This is a genomic window from Agreia sp. PsM10 (genome assembly GCF_030433855.1).
In the GTDB taxonomy this organism is placed as follows: Bacteria; Actinomycetota; Actinomycetes; order Actinomycetales; family Microbacteriaceae; genus Agreia.
Genome location: NZ_JARUXC010000005.1, coordinates 159,639 through 173,635 on the forward strand (window position 1 = coordinate 159,639; position 13,997 = coordinate 173,635).

General features: G+C 68.0%; 13 protein-coding genes. 5 read left to right on the forward strand and 8 right to left on the reverse strand.

The features are described from left to right. Positions 1 to 32: 32 nt before the first annotated feature. Positions 33 to 365 carry a hypothetical protein gene (locus QCD70_RS08340; protein WP_301214998.1) on the reverse strand — a complete coding sequence of 111 codons (333 nt, stop codon included), beginning with the start codon at positions 363 to 365 and terminating at the stop codon, positions 33 to 35. A 64-nt stretch (positions 366 to 429) separates the two neighbouring features. Here QCD70_RS08340 and QCD70_RS08345 point away from each other — a divergent pair, with 64 nt between their 5' ends. The 4 genes from QCD70_RS08345 (at position 430) to treZ (ending at position 7,749) form a co-directional block, all read left to right on the forward strand. Further along, the gene (locus QCD70_RS08345) at positions 430 to 1,359 is read left to right on the forward strand and encodes an LLM class F420-dependent oxidoreductase (protein WP_301215000.1); all 930 of its coding nucleotides are present in this window, start codon (positions 430 to 432) and stop codon (positions 1,357 to 1,359) included. Positions 1,360 to 1,432: 73 nt separating this feature from the next. Then, entirely contained in the window at positions 1,433 to 3,634 is a 2,202-nt protein-coding gene (gene glgX, locus QCD70_RS08350; RefSeq protein ID WP_301215002.1) for a glycogen debranching protein GlgX, read from the forward strand. Between the two features lie 9 nt (positions 3,635 to 3,643). Next, complete coding sequence (gene treY / locus QCD70_RS08355) at positions 3,644 to 5,992, forward strand: malto-oligosyltrehalose synthase (RefSeq protein ID WP_301215004.1); 2,349 nt, start codon at positions 3,644 to 3,646, stop codon at positions 5,990 to 5,992. Continuing rightward, complete coding sequence (gene treZ / locus QCD70_RS08360) at positions 5,989 to 7,749, forward strand: malto-oligosyltrehalose trehalohydrolase (protein WP_301215006.1); 1,761 nt, start codon at positions 5,989 to 5,991, stop codon at positions 7,747 to 7,749. The genes treY and treZ overlap by 4 nt, the downstream gene beginning before the upstream one ends. Before the next feature lie 352 nt (positions 7,750 to 8,101). On the opposite strand, the gene dinB is transcribed toward treZ, so the two are convergent. The 4 genes from dinB to QCD70_RS08380 all read right to left on the reverse strand — a co-directional run bounded on the left by dinB (position 8,102) and on the right by QCD70_RS08380 (position 11,024). Then, the gene (gene dinB / locus QCD70_RS08365; RefSeq protein WP_301215008.1) at positions 8,102 to 9,334 is read right to left on the reverse strand and encodes a DNA polymerase IV; all 1,233 of its coding nucleotides are present in this window, start codon (positions 9,332 to 9,334) and stop codon (positions 8,102 to 8,104) included. Continuing rightward, positions 9,331 to 9,882 carry a DUF1697 domain-containing protein gene (locus QCD70_RS08370; RefSeq protein WP_301215010.1) on the reverse strand — a complete coding sequence of 184 codons (552 nt, stop codon included), beginning with the start codon at positions 9,880 to 9,882 and terminating at the stop codon, positions 9,331 to 9,333. Before QCD70_RS08370 ends, dinB begins: the two co-directional genes overlap by 4 nt. Before the next feature lie 19 nt (positions 9,883 to 9,901). Then, a complete protein-coding gene (locus QCD70_RS08375; protein ID WP_301215012.1) occupies positions 9,902 to 10,666 on the reverse strand; it encodes a YidC/Oxa1 family membrane protein insertase in 765 nt (254 codons plus the stop codon). A gap of 61 nt (positions 10,667 to 10,727) precedes the next feature. Beyond that, positions 10,728 to 11,024: a DUF6412 domain-containing protein gene (locus tag QCD70_RS08380; RefSeq protein WP_055931655.1), complete on the reverse strand. Its 297-nt coding sequence runs from the start codon at positions 11,022 to 11,024 to the stop codon at positions 10,728 to 10,730. A 73-nt stretch (positions 11,025 to 11,097) separates the two neighbouring features. On the opposite strand from QCD70_RS08380, the gene QCD70_RS08385 reads away from it, so the two are divergent. Next, on the forward strand, positions 11,098 to 12,102 hold the full coding sequence (locus QCD70_RS08385; protein WP_301215015.1) for an aldo/keto reductase family protein: 1,005 nt from the start codon (positions 11,098 to 11,100) through the stop codon (positions 12,100 to 12,102). A gap of 24 nt (positions 12,103 to 12,126) precedes the next feature. Here QCD70_RS08385 and QCD70_RS08390 read toward each other — a convergent pair whose 3' ends face one another. From QCD70_RS08390 to QCD70_RS08400, 3 genes are all read right to left on the reverse strand, one after another. Further along, positions 12,127 to 13,056 (reverse strand): oxygenase MpaB family protein, encoded by a 930-nt coding sequence (locus QCD70_RS08390; RefSeq protein ID WP_301215017.1) that lies wholly within the window; start codon positions 13,054 to 13,056, stop codon positions 12,127 to 12,129. 62 nt (positions 13,057 to 13,118) lie between these two features. Further along, entirely contained in the window at positions 13,119 to 13,520 is a 402-nt protein-coding gene (locus QCD70_RS08395) for a VOC family protein (protein ID WP_301215019.1), read from the reverse strand. A 10-nt stretch (positions 13,521 to 13,530) separates the two neighbouring features. Beyond that, positions 13,531 to 13,986: a helix-turn-helix transcriptional regulator gene (locus QCD70_RS08400; protein WP_301215021.1), complete on the reverse strand. Its 456-nt coding sequence runs from the start codon at positions 13,984 to 13,986 to the stop codon at positions 13,531 to 13,533. Positions 13,987 to 13,997 lie beyond the last annotated feature (11 nt).

Sequence of the window (13,997 nt, forward strand, 5' to 3'; positions counted from 1 at the left end):
CTCCCGTGTTGCGACCCAGTATAGGGCTGCGACTACTTCTTCAGCGCGCGGATGATGCGCGCGAAAGCCTTGCCGGTCACCCAGATGGTGGGAATCGACACCGCGAGCAGGGAGATCAGATTGGGTTCGAACGCGACCCGCCCGTTCTCCTGAGTGACATAGGCGCCCACGGGAATGGCGGCACCGCCGCCGCCTCCGCCCGCGAGCCCCGAGGCCGTGTCGTCGGAGCCAGAGCCGCCGAATCCGAACCAGCTGATGGCGACAGGCACGAGGGTCTGCCCCTCGATCTCGACGGGATCGCCGTAGACGGCTCCCACTCCGAACGATCGAACGGTCTCTGCGAGCTTCACGGCGATGTTTGTCATGAGGTCACGGTACCGCCAGCGCAACCGTGCCACCAGAGTGCCGGGGGTGTGACACGCTGGGGGTGTGGACCTACGCATCTTCACCGAACCGCAGCAGGGCGCGAGCTATGACGACCTGCTGACCATCGCACAGGCGACCGAGAGACTCGGTTTCGACGCCTTCTTCCGCTCCGACCACTACCTTCGCATGGGCGACGATCCCGCAGCCGGACTCCCCGGGCCGACGGATGCATGGACGACCCTCGCGGGACTGGCACGGGAGACGACGCGCATCAAGCTGGGCACGCTCGTGTCGAGTGTCACCTACCGGCAGCCGGGCATCCTCGCCATCCAGGTAGCCCAGGTCGACGCCATGTCGGGAGGCCGGGTCGAACTCGGCCTCGGCACGGGCTGGTTCGAGCAGGAGCACCTCGCCTACGGCATCCCGTTCCCTGCCAAGCGATTCGGCCTGCTCGAGGAGCAGCTCGAGGTGATCACCGGCCTGTGGGGAACCCCTGTCGGCGAGACCTATTCGTTCGAGGGCGAGCACTACACCCTGGTCGACTCCCCCGCCCTTCCCAAACCCGTGCAGCATCCGGTGCCGATCATCGTCGGCGGCAGCGGCCCCACGCGCACCCCGAAGCTCGCAGCACGATTCGCCGCCGAGTTCAACGTGCCGTTCGCCGAATTCGCCGACATCCCCCTGCGGTTCAGGGGCGTGCGCGAGGCGTGCGAGACCATCGGGCGCGACCCGTCGGAGCTCGTCTATTCGGCCGCCCTCGTCGCCGCCGTCGGCTCGACCACCTCGGAGTTCGAGCGCAGGGCCGCCGCAATCGGCCGTGAGCCGGGCGAACTCCGCGAGCACGGGCTCGCCGGCTCGCCCGCCGAGGTCGTCGATCGCATCGGCGCCCTCCGCGAAGACGGCGTCGAACGCCTCTATCTTCAGATTCTCGACATCCACGACCTCGACCACCTCGAACTCATCGCGGCCGAGGTCATGTCCGCCATCGACTGACTCTTCACCGCACCCTCCGAGCATCCCGCTCGACCCGACTCATCACGCCCTATTCACGTCTCAGGAGAACTCCATGGAAAGCTGGCCCGGATCGGCCTACCCGCTCGGCGCGACCTTCGACGGGAGCGGCACCAACTTCGCGATCTTCAGCGAGGCCGCCGAGCGCGTCGTGCTCTGCCTCTTCGGCGAGAAGGGCGCGGAGACGCGCATCGAACTCACCGAGGTCGACGCCTACGTGTGGCACTGCTATCTGCCCCAGGTGCAGCCGGGACAGCGCTACGGCTATCGCGTCTACGGCCCATACGACCCCGAGAACGGCTGCCGGTTCAACCCGAACAAGCTGCTGCTCGACCCCTACGCCAAGGCCACCAGCGGAACGATCGACTGGGATCAGTCGCTCTTCTCCTACAACTTCGGCGACCCCGACTCCCGCAACGACGACGACTCGGCCAAGCACATGATGACCGGCGTCGTCATCAACCCCTTCTTCGACTGGTCCGGCGACCGCGTCCTCGACATCCCCTACAACGAGACCGTCATCTACGAGGCCCACGTGAAGGGCCTCACCCAGCTGAATCCCGACGTGCCCCGCGAGCAGCGCGGAACCTACGCGGGCGTCGCGCATCCGGCCGTCATCGAGCACCTCAAGAAGCTCGGCGTCACGGCCATCGAGCTGATGCCGGTGCACCAGTTCGTTCAGGACAGCACGCTGCTCGAGAAGGGCCTGTCGAACTACTGGGGCTACAACACGATCGGCTTCTTCGCGCCGCAGTCGAGCTACTCCTCAGCGGGTGAGCGCGGACAGCAGGTGCAGGAGTTCAAGGGCATGGTCAAGTCGCTTCACGCGGCGGGCATCGAAGTGATCCTCGACGTGGTCTACAACCACACGGCGGAGGGCAACCACCTCGGTCCGACCATCTCGTTCCGAGGCATCGACAACGCGGCCTACTACCGGCTCATGGACGACGACAAGCGTTACTACATGGACTACACGGGCACCGGCAACACGTTGAACGTGCGCCACCCGCACTCCCTGCAGCTCATCATGGACTCGCTGCGCTACTGGGCCACCGAGATGCATGTCGACGGCTTCCGCTTCGACCTCGCCTCGGCCCTGGCCCGCGAGTTCTACGACGTCGACAAGCTCTCGACGTTCTTCGAGCTCGTGCAGCAGGACCCGGTGATCTCGCAGGTCAAGCTCATCGCCGAGCCGTGGGATGTCGGCCCCGGCGGATACCAGGTCGGCAACTTCCCCGCCCAGTGGACGGAATGGAACGGCAAGTACCGCGACACGGTGCGCGATTTCTGGCGCGGAGAACCCGCGAGCCTCGGCGAGTTCGCCTCGCGTTTCACGGGGTCTGCGGACCTGTACGAGCACTCGGGTCGCCGGCCCGTCGCATCCATCAACTTCGTCACGGCGCACGACGGCTTCACGATCCGCGACCTCGTGTCGTACAACGAGAAGCACAACGAGGCCAACGGCGAGAACAACAACGACGGCGAATCGCACAACCGCTCCTGGAACTCCGGCGTCGAAGGCCCCACGAACGACCCGGTGATCCTCGAGCTGCGCGCGCGCCAGCAGCGCAACTTCCTGGCCACCCTGCTGCTCTCGCAGGGCGTGCCGATGCTGCTGCACGGCGACGAGATCGGACGCACCCAGCAGGGCAACAACAACACCTACGCCCAGGACTCGGAGATCAGCTGGATCCACTGGGATCACGCCGATGTGCCGCTCAACGAGTTCACCGCGGCCGTCTCGCGGCTGCGCAAGGAGCACCCCACGTTCCGCCGCAGCCGGTTCTTCGACGGCCGCCCCGTCAGGCGAGGCAAGGGCGAGCCGCTGCCCGACATCGTGTGGCTCAACTCGGATGCCAGGGAGATGGAACCCGAGGAATGGGACGCTCCGCTGAGCCGTTCGGTGGGCGTCTTCCTCAACGGGCAGGGCATCCGCGGGCGCGACCAGCGCGGTCAGCGCATCACCGACGTGAACTTCCTTGTCTATTTCAACGCCGAACCGCAAGACGTTGACTTCGTTCTTCCTCCCGGCGAATACTCGCAGTCGTGGGACGTGGTCATCGACTCGGCCGGCCAGGCTGCGGACGGACCACTCCGCAGCGCGAATGAGAAGGTCAAGGTGCTGGCGAAATCGCTCGTCGTGCTCCGCGCCCACCAGGAAGCTGTGACCGAGGCCGACCATTCGGTGGCCGCATCCCTCACCGCCATGACCGGCACCATCGACACCATCCCCCTGACCAAGCCGTCCAACGGCTAGCGAGGAACCATGCGCGAACCCCTCTCCACCTACCGACTCCAGATCTCGTCGTCGTTCACGCTCGACGCGGCCTCCGAGCTGATCGACTACCTCGCAGACCTCGGAGCGGACTGGGTCTACCTGTCGCCGATCCTCGAGGCGGAGCCGGGAAGCAACCACGGCTACGACGTGATCGACCACTCCCGGGTCGACCCGGAGCGGGGCGGAGCCGAGGGGCTGGAGCGGCTCGCCGAGGCCGCGCACTCCCGCGGCATCGGCGTGCTCGTCGACATCGTGCCGAATCACGTCGGCGTGGCGACTCCGCCCCTGAGCGTGTGGTGGTGGGATCTGCTGACGCACGGGCGCGACTCGCGCTACGCCGAGGCCTTCGACGTGGACTGGGAGTTCGGTCACGGCAAGGTGCGGCTGCCCATGCTCGGCGACGACTCGCTCGACGCCCTCGAGCTCGCGACCGCACCAGACGGAACGCGCGAGCTGCACTACTACGACAACCGCTTCCCCGTCGCACCCGGCACGGCCGACGACGGCGCCGACGCGATCACGGTGCACTCGCGCCAGCACTACGAGCTCATGAACTGGCGGCGCGCCGATTCCGAGCTGAACTACCGGCGGTTCTTCGCCGTCACGACGCTCGCCGGCGTCAAGGTCGAGGTGCCCTGGGTGTTCCAGGAGTCGCACGCCGAGATCGGGCGCTGGTTCGCCGACGGACTCGCCGACGGTCTGCGGGTCGACCATCCCGACGGTCTCGCCGATCCGGAGGACTACCTCGAGCACCTCGCCGAGCTCACGGGCGGCGCCTACGTGCTGGTCGAGAAGATCCTCGAGGGGCGCGAGAAGCTGCCGGTCTCGTGGAAGACGGCCGGCACCACCGGCTACGACGCGCTGGGCGACATCGATCGCGTGCTCGTGGATGCCTCGGGCGAGCCGTTCCTGAACGTCGCGCTGGGCCTGGGCGACGACGAGAGCGCGCACGACAGCTGGACGTCGCTCATCCACGACACGAAGCGCGCGATCGCCGACGGCATCCTGCGCTCGGAGGTGCTGCGAATCCAGCGCGACCTCGACCGCGAGGACGCGCTCGACGGATCGACGTGGCGGGGCTCCCCCGCCATCGCCGATGCGATCGCCGAGCTGCTGACCTGCTTCCCCGTCTATCGCTCCTACCTGCCGTCCGGCATCGAAAAGCTCGAGGAGGCCCACCGCGATGCTCTCGCTGCCCGTCCCGACCTCGCGGCAGAGCTCGAGGTCGTGACCGCAGCACTCTCGCACCCGAGCAACGCGGCGGCCATCCGCTTCCAGCAGACCTCGGGCATGGTCATGGCCAAGGGTGTCGAGGACACGGCGTTCTACCGCTGGAACAGGCTCGTCTCGCTCAACGAGGTCGGCGGCGAGCCGGCCGAGTTCGCCATCGAGCCCGCGGAGTTCCACGCCCGCCAGTGGCAGCGCATGGCCTCGCTCCCCCGAACCATGACCACCCTCTCCACCCACGACACCAAGCGCGGCGAAGACGTGCGCGCCCGCATCGACGTGCTGAGCGAGCTGCCGCACACCTGGCTCGAGACGCTCGCGAATCTGCGCGAGTCGGCGCCCATCGGAGACGAGACCTTCGACTCGCTCCTGTGGCAGACGGCCGTCGGAGCCTGGCCGATCGAGCGCGAGCGGCTTCACGCCTACGCCGAGAAGGCGTCCCGCGAGGCCGGAGCGTCCACCACCTGGAACGCCCCCGACGAGGAGTTCGAGAAGGCGATGCACGCGGCGGTCGACGCGGCCTACGACGACCCGCGCACTCACGAGCTCATCGACTCGCTGGCCACGCGCATCCGGCCCGCGGGCTGGTCGAACTCGCTCGCCGCCAAGCTGCTGCAACTCACCATGGTGGGGGTGCCCGACGTCTACCAGGGCACGGAGCTGTGGGACAACTCCCTGGTCGACCCCGACAACCGCCGACCCGTCGACTTCGACGAGAGGCGCCGTCTTCTCGAGATCCTCGACACGGGAGAGCTGCCGAGCGTCGACGAGACCGGCGCAGCCAAGCTGCTCGTCACCTCGCGCGCGCTTCGGCTGCGGCACGAGCATCCGGAGCTCTTCACGGGGTACGCGCCCGTCGAGGCGCACGGCGACGCCGCCAGTCACGTCATCGCCTTCGACAGGGGTGGCGCGATCACGATCGCGACTCGCCTGCCCTGGTCGCTCGCTCAGGCCGACGGCTGGGGCTCCACCCAGATCACCATCGATCGCGACAGCGTCGATGTGCTCACGGGGCGGCAGATCGATGCCGGCCCGGTCTCGCTGTCAGAACTGCTCTCCGACCTTCCTGTCGCACTCCTTGCCGCCGTCCGAGAGGATCTCTCCGAATGACCGTCCGACACCCCTTCGACGTCTGGGCACCGAAAGCCGCCCGCATGCGCCTGGTCGCCGACGGCCAGACGATCGAGATGACCCGCGCCGACGGCGACTGGTGGACAGCCGGCACCTCGACGCCGCAGGGCGAGGTCGACTACGGCTACCTCGTCGACGACGCGAACGGCGAGACCGTGGGCCCGCTCCCCGATCCCCGCTCCCGCCGGCAGCCCGACGGAGTGCACGGCCTGTCCCGAACCGTCGATCCCGCGAACCATGTCTGGAACGACGACTGGGCGGGGCGGCAGCTCGCGGGCGGCGCGATCTACGAGCTGCACATCGGCACCTTCACGCCCGACGGCACGCTCGACTCCGCCATCGATCGCCTCGATCACCTGGTCGAGCTCGGCATCGACTTCGTCGAGGTCATGCCGGTCAACGCCTTCAACGGCACACACAACTGGGGCTACGACGGCGTGCTCTGGTTCGCGATCCAGGAGACCTACGGCGGCCCGGATGCCTACCGCCGGTTCGTCGACGCGTGTCACCTGCGCGGCCTCGCCGTGATCCAGGACGTGGTCTACAACCACCTGGGCCCGAGCGGCAACTACCTCGGAGTGTACGGACCCTACGAGCACGAGGCCGCGGGAACGACGTGGGGCAAGGCGATCAACCTCGACGGCCACGGCTCGACCGAGGTGCGCCGGTTCATTCTCGACAACGCCCGCATGTGGTTCGAGGAGTACCACGTCGACGGGCTGCGCCTCGACGCCGTGCACGCCCTGCACGACGAGAGCTCGCGTCACCTGCTCAGTGAGCTCGCCGCCGAGACGGATGCCTGGTCGGCGTTCGTCGGACGGCCGCTCAGCCTCATCGCGGAGTCCGACCTCAACGACCCGGTCATGTTCACCCCTCGCGATCACAACGGCTACGGATTGACCGGCCAGTGGAGCGACGATTTCCACCACTCCGTGCACGTGGCGCTCACCCGCGAGGTCTCGGGCTACTACGCCGACTTCGAGCCCCTGAGCGCCCTCGCCAAGGCACTCACCTCCGGCTTCTTCCACAACGGCACCTGGTCGAGCTTCCGCGGTCGCCACCACGGAAAGCGCATCGACACGGCGAACGTCCTCACCTGGCGTCTCGTCGTGGCCAACCAGAACCACGACCAGATCGGCAACCGGGCGATCGGAGATCGTCTGACCGCATCCCTCGACGAAGGACAGCTCGCGATCGCGGCGGCACTGACCCTTCTCGGCCCGTACACGCCGATGCTGTTCATGGGCGAGGAGTGGGGAGCATCCACGCCCTTCCAGTTCTTCACCTCGCACCCAGAGCCCGAGCTGGGCAAGGCCACGGCGGAGGGCCGCATCGCGGAGTTCGAGCGCATGGGCTGGGACGAGTCGCAGGTTCCGAACCCGCAGGATCTGTCGACCTTCACCGACTCGAAGCTCGACTGGAGCGAACCCGTCTCGGAGGGATCCGCGCACGCGCGCCTGCTCGAGTTCTACAGCGCTCTGACGACACTGCGCCGCACGGTTCCCGCCTTCACCGACCCGCGCTGGCCGACGCTGTCGGTCGACTTCTCCGAAGACGAGCGGTGGTTGGAACTGACCCGCGGCGACGTGGCGGTGCTGGTGAACTTCTCTGCCGAGCCGCTGGAGGCTCCGAGCAGCCTGCTGTCGTCGAGCGACGTCCTCCTCGAGTCGAGCCCGCGGGGCGACTCCGCCCGCGTCGCCGGCCACTCCGTGACGGTCTACCGCCCCGGCACCTGACGACCCGCGCTGGTCGAGCAGCCGGCTCACACCGGTGAGATGTCGCAGATGGCGACGTGTCGGCTGCGGCACCGGCAATCTGCGACACCTCACCATCAACAACCCGAGCGCCGATGCACTGAGATGTCGCACATGGTGAGTTTTCTCCGCAGGAAGCCGCCATCTGCGACATCTCAGCACCGTGCAGCATCCTCTGTGCGCCACGGAGGAGGGCTCCTCAGATATGCGACGACGCCACGCGCTGATTGAGTAGCCCCGCGAGGAACGAGCCGGCGTACCTAGGTCACCCGCGGTGGTCTCGATACGCTCGTCCCTCGCTACTCGACCAACGCAGCCGAGACGCGCAGTTCCTCTACTGCGGCGCAGGCCCGGGGTTCTTCTTGCGCAGAAGCGACGCAGGACCGACTGCGCCTGAGCCGAAGCGCGCGGCCAGCTTGTCGATGGTGCGCTCGGCGTCGCGCCATCCGTCGGCCTGCGATTCGGCCTCGTCGGCCCAGAGCGACGGCTGATGCACGATCGAACCGGCTTCGGCGAGCTGCTCGACCCGCACGCCGATGAGCCGCACGCGCTGGTCGTCGCGCAGGTCGAGCGCGTCGAAGATGGCCTTGGCCTCGTCGTAGATCTGCTTGCCGAGGTCGCTCGGCTCGGCGAGTGTGCGCGAGCGCGTGATGGTGGTGAAGTCGCTGAATCGCAGTTTGAGTGCCACGGTACGACCCTCGAGGCCGGCCCTGCGCAACCTCACGGCCACCTGGTTGGCCTGCTTGAGCAGTTCGCGATGGAGCACCCGATGGTCGCCCACGTCGAACTCGAAGGTGTTCTCGTGCCCGATGCTCTTCTCCTGGCGCTCGAGTACGATGCCTCGCGGGTCTATGCCCGACGCCAGGGCATGCAGTTTCTGGCCTGACGCCTCTCCGACCGCACGAGTGAGTACGGCAAGCGGCATCTCGGCGAGTTCGCGCACCGTCTTGATGCCGATGCGTGCCAGCGCGGCCTCGGTGCTCGCCCCCACGCCCCAGAGCGCCTTGATGGGAAGCGGGTGCAGAAAGTTCAGGATCTCGGACTCGGGAACGACGAGCATGCCGTCGGGCTTTGCTCGCTGCGACGCCATCTTCGCGACGAACTTCGTCGACGACGCTCCGACCGAGCAGGTGAGCCCTGTCTCGTCGAACACCCGCGCGCGCACAAGCGCCCCGATGGTGCTGGGACCGCCGAGAAGCCGCCGCGCACCGGAGACGTCGAGGAAGGCCTCGTCGATGCTGAGCGGCTCGACGAGGGGCGTGACGTCTCGGAAGATGCGCATCACCTCGGCCGAATAGTGCTTGTACAGGTGCATGTGCGGGGCGAGGATGTGCGCTCTCGGCGCGAGTCGCATGGCCACCGAGACCGGCATGGCCGAGTGCACGCCGAGACGCCGAGCCTCGTAGGTGGCGCTGGTGACGACGCCGCGACCGCCCGCGTGGCCGATGATGACCGGCTGGCCCCGCAGTTCGGGATGATCGAGCAGCTCGACCGACGCGAAGAACGCGTCCATATCGATGTGCAGCATGGTGGCGGTCGAGTCGTCTGCTCCACCCTGCACGATCATTCTTCGAGTCTAGGCAGCACCAGTGACACCAGCTTGTTCGCGGTGTTCGCATTGCGCGTCGTCGCGGCCGGACCGAACTGCTTCCAGAAGCCCGATGGGATCGCCGACTTCGACACTCCATTCGGGCACCACGCGTAGACGGCCCTGCTGCCGAGGCGGATGATCTCGGGCAGCAGGGCGTCGGCGTCGGGAAAGACGAGGGTCGACTCGCGCGGCGCCGCATCGGGCAGGAACGAGATCATCAGGCGCGAGGGATCGTCGGAGACATCGACGAGCGGGTTCTCCCGCACGACGTCCACGAACTCGCTCCCCTCGAGCACGACGAAGCGCGCCGACACTCCGGTGACCTCTGCGAAGCGCGTCTCGAGGTCGACGACGTCGGCCGCCGAGAGCGACGTCGCCGAGTCGAAGACGGCATTGCCGCTGCGCAGCAGCGTCTTCACACCCGTGAACCCCGCCTGCTCCAGCACGCGCTGGAAGTCGGGCATCGGCACCAGCGTGCTCGTACCCACGTTGATGCCGCGCACGAGCGCCACGTACGTCGTCATGGCGACCTCCTTGTTGCTCTCATCCTGTCATCCGGCGTCGCAGGATCAGTCGCTCCACGAAGCTCCAGACCGTGGTCAGCGCGAGGTAGATCGTGGCCGCCAGCGGCACGAAGGCCGCGAAGAGCACGGTGATGTAGGGCAGGTAACTCAGGATGCGCGTGAGCGACTCGGCACCCGGCACGGTCGCGGCGGCGGGCGCCGCCGGGGTGCCCGGCAGCGACACGGGGGGCAGCGGAGCGAGATAGCGCCGCGACAGGGTGGCCACGATCGCGATCGTCGCCAGCAGTACGCCGAACACGATCGCATGCTGCAGGCCGAGGCCCGAACCGAAGACGGACAGCAGGCTCGTGCCGAGTGGCACGCCGAAGACGGTCTGCTCGAGCAGGCCGTTCGAGTGCCCGTTCACGTGCAGCTGGGTGAAGAGCCCGTAGACGAGCGACACGATGGGCAGCTGGATCAGCAGCGGCAGGAAGCCGGCGAACGGCGATGTCTTCTCGGCCGCATACAGGGCCATCAGCTCGCGTTGCATGCGTTCGGGATTCTTCGCGTGCTTCTGGCGGAGCTGGGAGACGAGCGGTGCGAGCCGTCGCCGATCGACCTCAGCCCGCGCCTGGGAGACTCCCACGGGGATGAGTGCACTGCGGACGAGCAGGGTGATGACGACGATGGCTGCGCCGGCGGCGGCAACGGGAAAGAGGGGTTCGAGCAGATGGGCGAGGTGCTGGACGACCGCGTATGCGGCGTCGAGGACGGCCGCGACGGGGCCGAGGGTGTACGGATTCATGGCAGAGAGATCCCAACGTCATGGGCGGAAGATGGATGACGTGTGGTCGCCGGCCGAAGGGCTAGGCGGCGACCGGGATGGAGCGCGCCGGGGCCCTGGTGCGCGGCCGGCCCGCCGCGTTGGGATCGCTCTGCACGACCAGCACGCGCAAGGCGGCGAGGTCGAAACCCGTCTGCTCGATGAGCGAGACGCCGGAGCGGCCGATCAGGCTCACCAGGTACTGCGTGCACAACGCGACGGCGAGAGAGCCGAGGGCCACGACGCCGACGACGGCCGCCGTGTCGAGCGTGCCCGTGCCGAACGACAGCGCGACGGCCAGACCGAGCAGATGATTCATCATCTCGAGCGTGGCGGTCATGAGGTCCTGTCGTATCGGAGGCCTCCCACGCTACCCCCAGCCGCCGTTCAGTGCGAGGAGTAGCGTGATGGACATGGAATTCAGGTACCTCGGCAAGTCCGGGCTCAAAGTCTCGGAAATCACGTACGGAAACTGGCTGACCCACGGATCGCAGGTCGAGAACGACATCGCTGCGCAGTGCGTCGAAGCCGCGTTGACCGCCGGCATCACCACGTTCGACACGGCCGACGCCTACGCGAACACGGCCGCGGAGAAGGTGCTCGGCAAGGCGCTCAAGCACCAGCGCCGCGAATCGCTCGAGATCTTCACCAAGGTCTACTGGCCGACCGGTCCCAAAGGCCCCAACGACGTGGGCCTGTCGCGCAAGCACATCATGGAGTCGATCGACGGCTCGCTCCGCCGGTTGAAGACCGATTACGTCGACCTCTACCAGGCACACCGCTACGACGTGGAGACACCGCTCGAGGAGACGATGCAGGCCTTCGCCGACATCGTGCGCCAGGGCAAGGCGCTCTACATCGGCGTCAGCGAGTGGAACGCGGAGCAGATCCGCGCGGGCCACGCCCTCTCGAAGGAGCTCGGCTTCCAGCTCATCTCGAACCAGCCCCAGTACTCGATGCTCTGGCGAGTCATCGAAGATAAGGTCGTGCCCGTCTCGGAGGAGCTCGGACTGTCGCAGATCGTCTGGTCGCCGGTGGCCCAGGGCGTGCTCACGGGCAAGTACAAGCCCGGCGCGGAGCTGCCCCCGGGCAGCCGGGCCACCGATGAGAAGGGCGGGGCCGACATGGTCAAGCGCTTCCTCAACGACGACGTGCTGACCCGCGTGCAGCTGCTGCAGCCCATCGCCCACGACCTCGGGCTCACCATGGCCCAGCTCGCGATCGCGTGGGTCCTGCAGAACCCGAACGTCGCATCCGCCCTGATGGGAGCGTCGCGCCCCGAGCAGGTGGAGTCGAACGTCAAGGCCGCCGGAGTGACCCTCGACGAAGGAATCCTCGCGCGCATCGACGAGGCCCTGGGCTCCGTCGTGGTGCGCGACGCGAAGCACACGGTCTCGCCCGAGACGCGCCCCGTCTGATCGATGGGCCCCGCGTGATCCGCGCTACCGGCGGGTGATCGCGGGGCCGTCGATGCCCAGCCGGGCGAGCCTGCGGCGAGCGGCGAGCTCGCTCGGCGGATCTTTCTCCAACGTGCCCGCGATCACCCGCAGCGTGAGCCGGGTCACGGCTGCGACCGGCATCCGGATGGGCCCGAGCGACGGAATGCGCAGCCGGAGCATGCCGCGATACGGCTCCGGGATGGATGCGACGGCGCCCGCGAACAGCAGGGCGTAGCCGGGCATCAGCGAGCGGCCGATCGGGGGCCGGCGGATGAACGACACGGCCTCGGCGACGCGGTCGGTGAAGACGAGGTCGCCGGCATCGAGGTAGCCCCGCAATTGGGCCGCGAGTTCGGCCTCCGAGCGCGGCGGGTCCTGCACGCCCATCAGCTCGCCCGCGATCGCCCACTCGCGCACGTACGCGTCGGGCCCACCCGGAATCGGCTTTCCGTAGAGTTTGGCCGTGGCGAGGAACGAGTCGGTGAACGCGAGGTGCACCCAGCGCAGGAGCTTCGGGTCGTTGGCCGCGTAGGGGCGGGACACGCCCCGCGCATCGAGATAGCTGCCGACGACGCGCTCGTGCATCTTCAGTACCCAGTTCGAGGTGCCGATCGCCGTTCGCGTATCGCCGTAGCTGACGGTGAAGATCCAGCGGATGGTGCCCGCCAGGCGGCCGAGGGGATCCTCCTTGTACCGGGAGTGGTCGTGCACCCCGGCCATCGCCCCGGGGTGCAGCGCCTGGATCAGCAGCGCACGGATGCCCGCGACGATCGTCGACATGCCCCCGTGCACACTCCAGGTGGCAGAGCCCGGCGCGAAGAATCCGCCGTCGTCGCCTTCGTCGAGACGCACAGACCACTCGGGCGGCTCGTCGCTGGAGCCGCTCAGGACGAGGCGGATGCGATCGCGCAGGGCGGGGGGAACGAGTTTCACTCCCCCAGTCTGCGCGCGGCCGGCTGTGGGCCGCCCGGCATTGACGACGCGCCTCGCCGCGCCTACGCCTCGGAGATGCGCACCGTGTTGCCCGAGGGGTCGCGGAACGCGCAGTCGCGCGGTCCCCACGGCTGCTCGATAGGCTCCTGCAGCACCTCGGCCCCGGATGCGCGGACCTGCTCGAAGCTCGCGTCGAGATCGTCGCTGCGGAACACGAGCGTCTGCAGCACGCCCTTGACGAGCAACTCCTGCAGCGCGTCGCCGTCTGCCTGCGAGCGGCCGGCGTGCGGCTCCGAGAGCACGATCGACAGGTCGGGCTGGCCCGGACTGCCGAGCGTCACCCAGCGGAAGCCTCCGTTGGCGACGTCGTTCTGCACCTCGAAGCCGAGCGCGTCGCGATAGAACCCGAGCGCTTCGTCGACGTCGGTGACGGTGATTCCTGCGTACTGAAGTGAGATGGTCATGGATGCCACGCTAGGCCGAGAGGGCCATCGCGGCTTCTCGAATCCTGCTCGATTCGGCGGTAGCCGAGTCGGCGGTGCGCGGCCGCGTGTACCCGCTGGCCACGCACGACGGCATCAGCTGCACGGCTTCGTGCTCCCGTCTGCGGTACTGGCTGGGCGTCTCCCCGACGAGCAGGCTGAACCGGGAGCTGAAGGAGCCCAGCGAGGTGCAGCCGACCGCCATGCAGGCGTCGGTGACCGAGACTCCCGCCCGAAGCAGGGCCATGGCACGCTCGATGCGCCGGGTCATCAGGTAGCCGTACGGGGTCTCGCCGTACGCATCCTTGAACTGGCGGGAGAAGTGCGCGGGAGACATCAGCGCGTGCCTCGCCATCGTCGGCACGTCGAGCGGCCGGGCGAATTCCCTGTCGATCAGGTCGCGCGCGCGACGCAGCTGCACCAGCGCGGCGAGTCGTTCCGGGGACATGTCTCGACCGT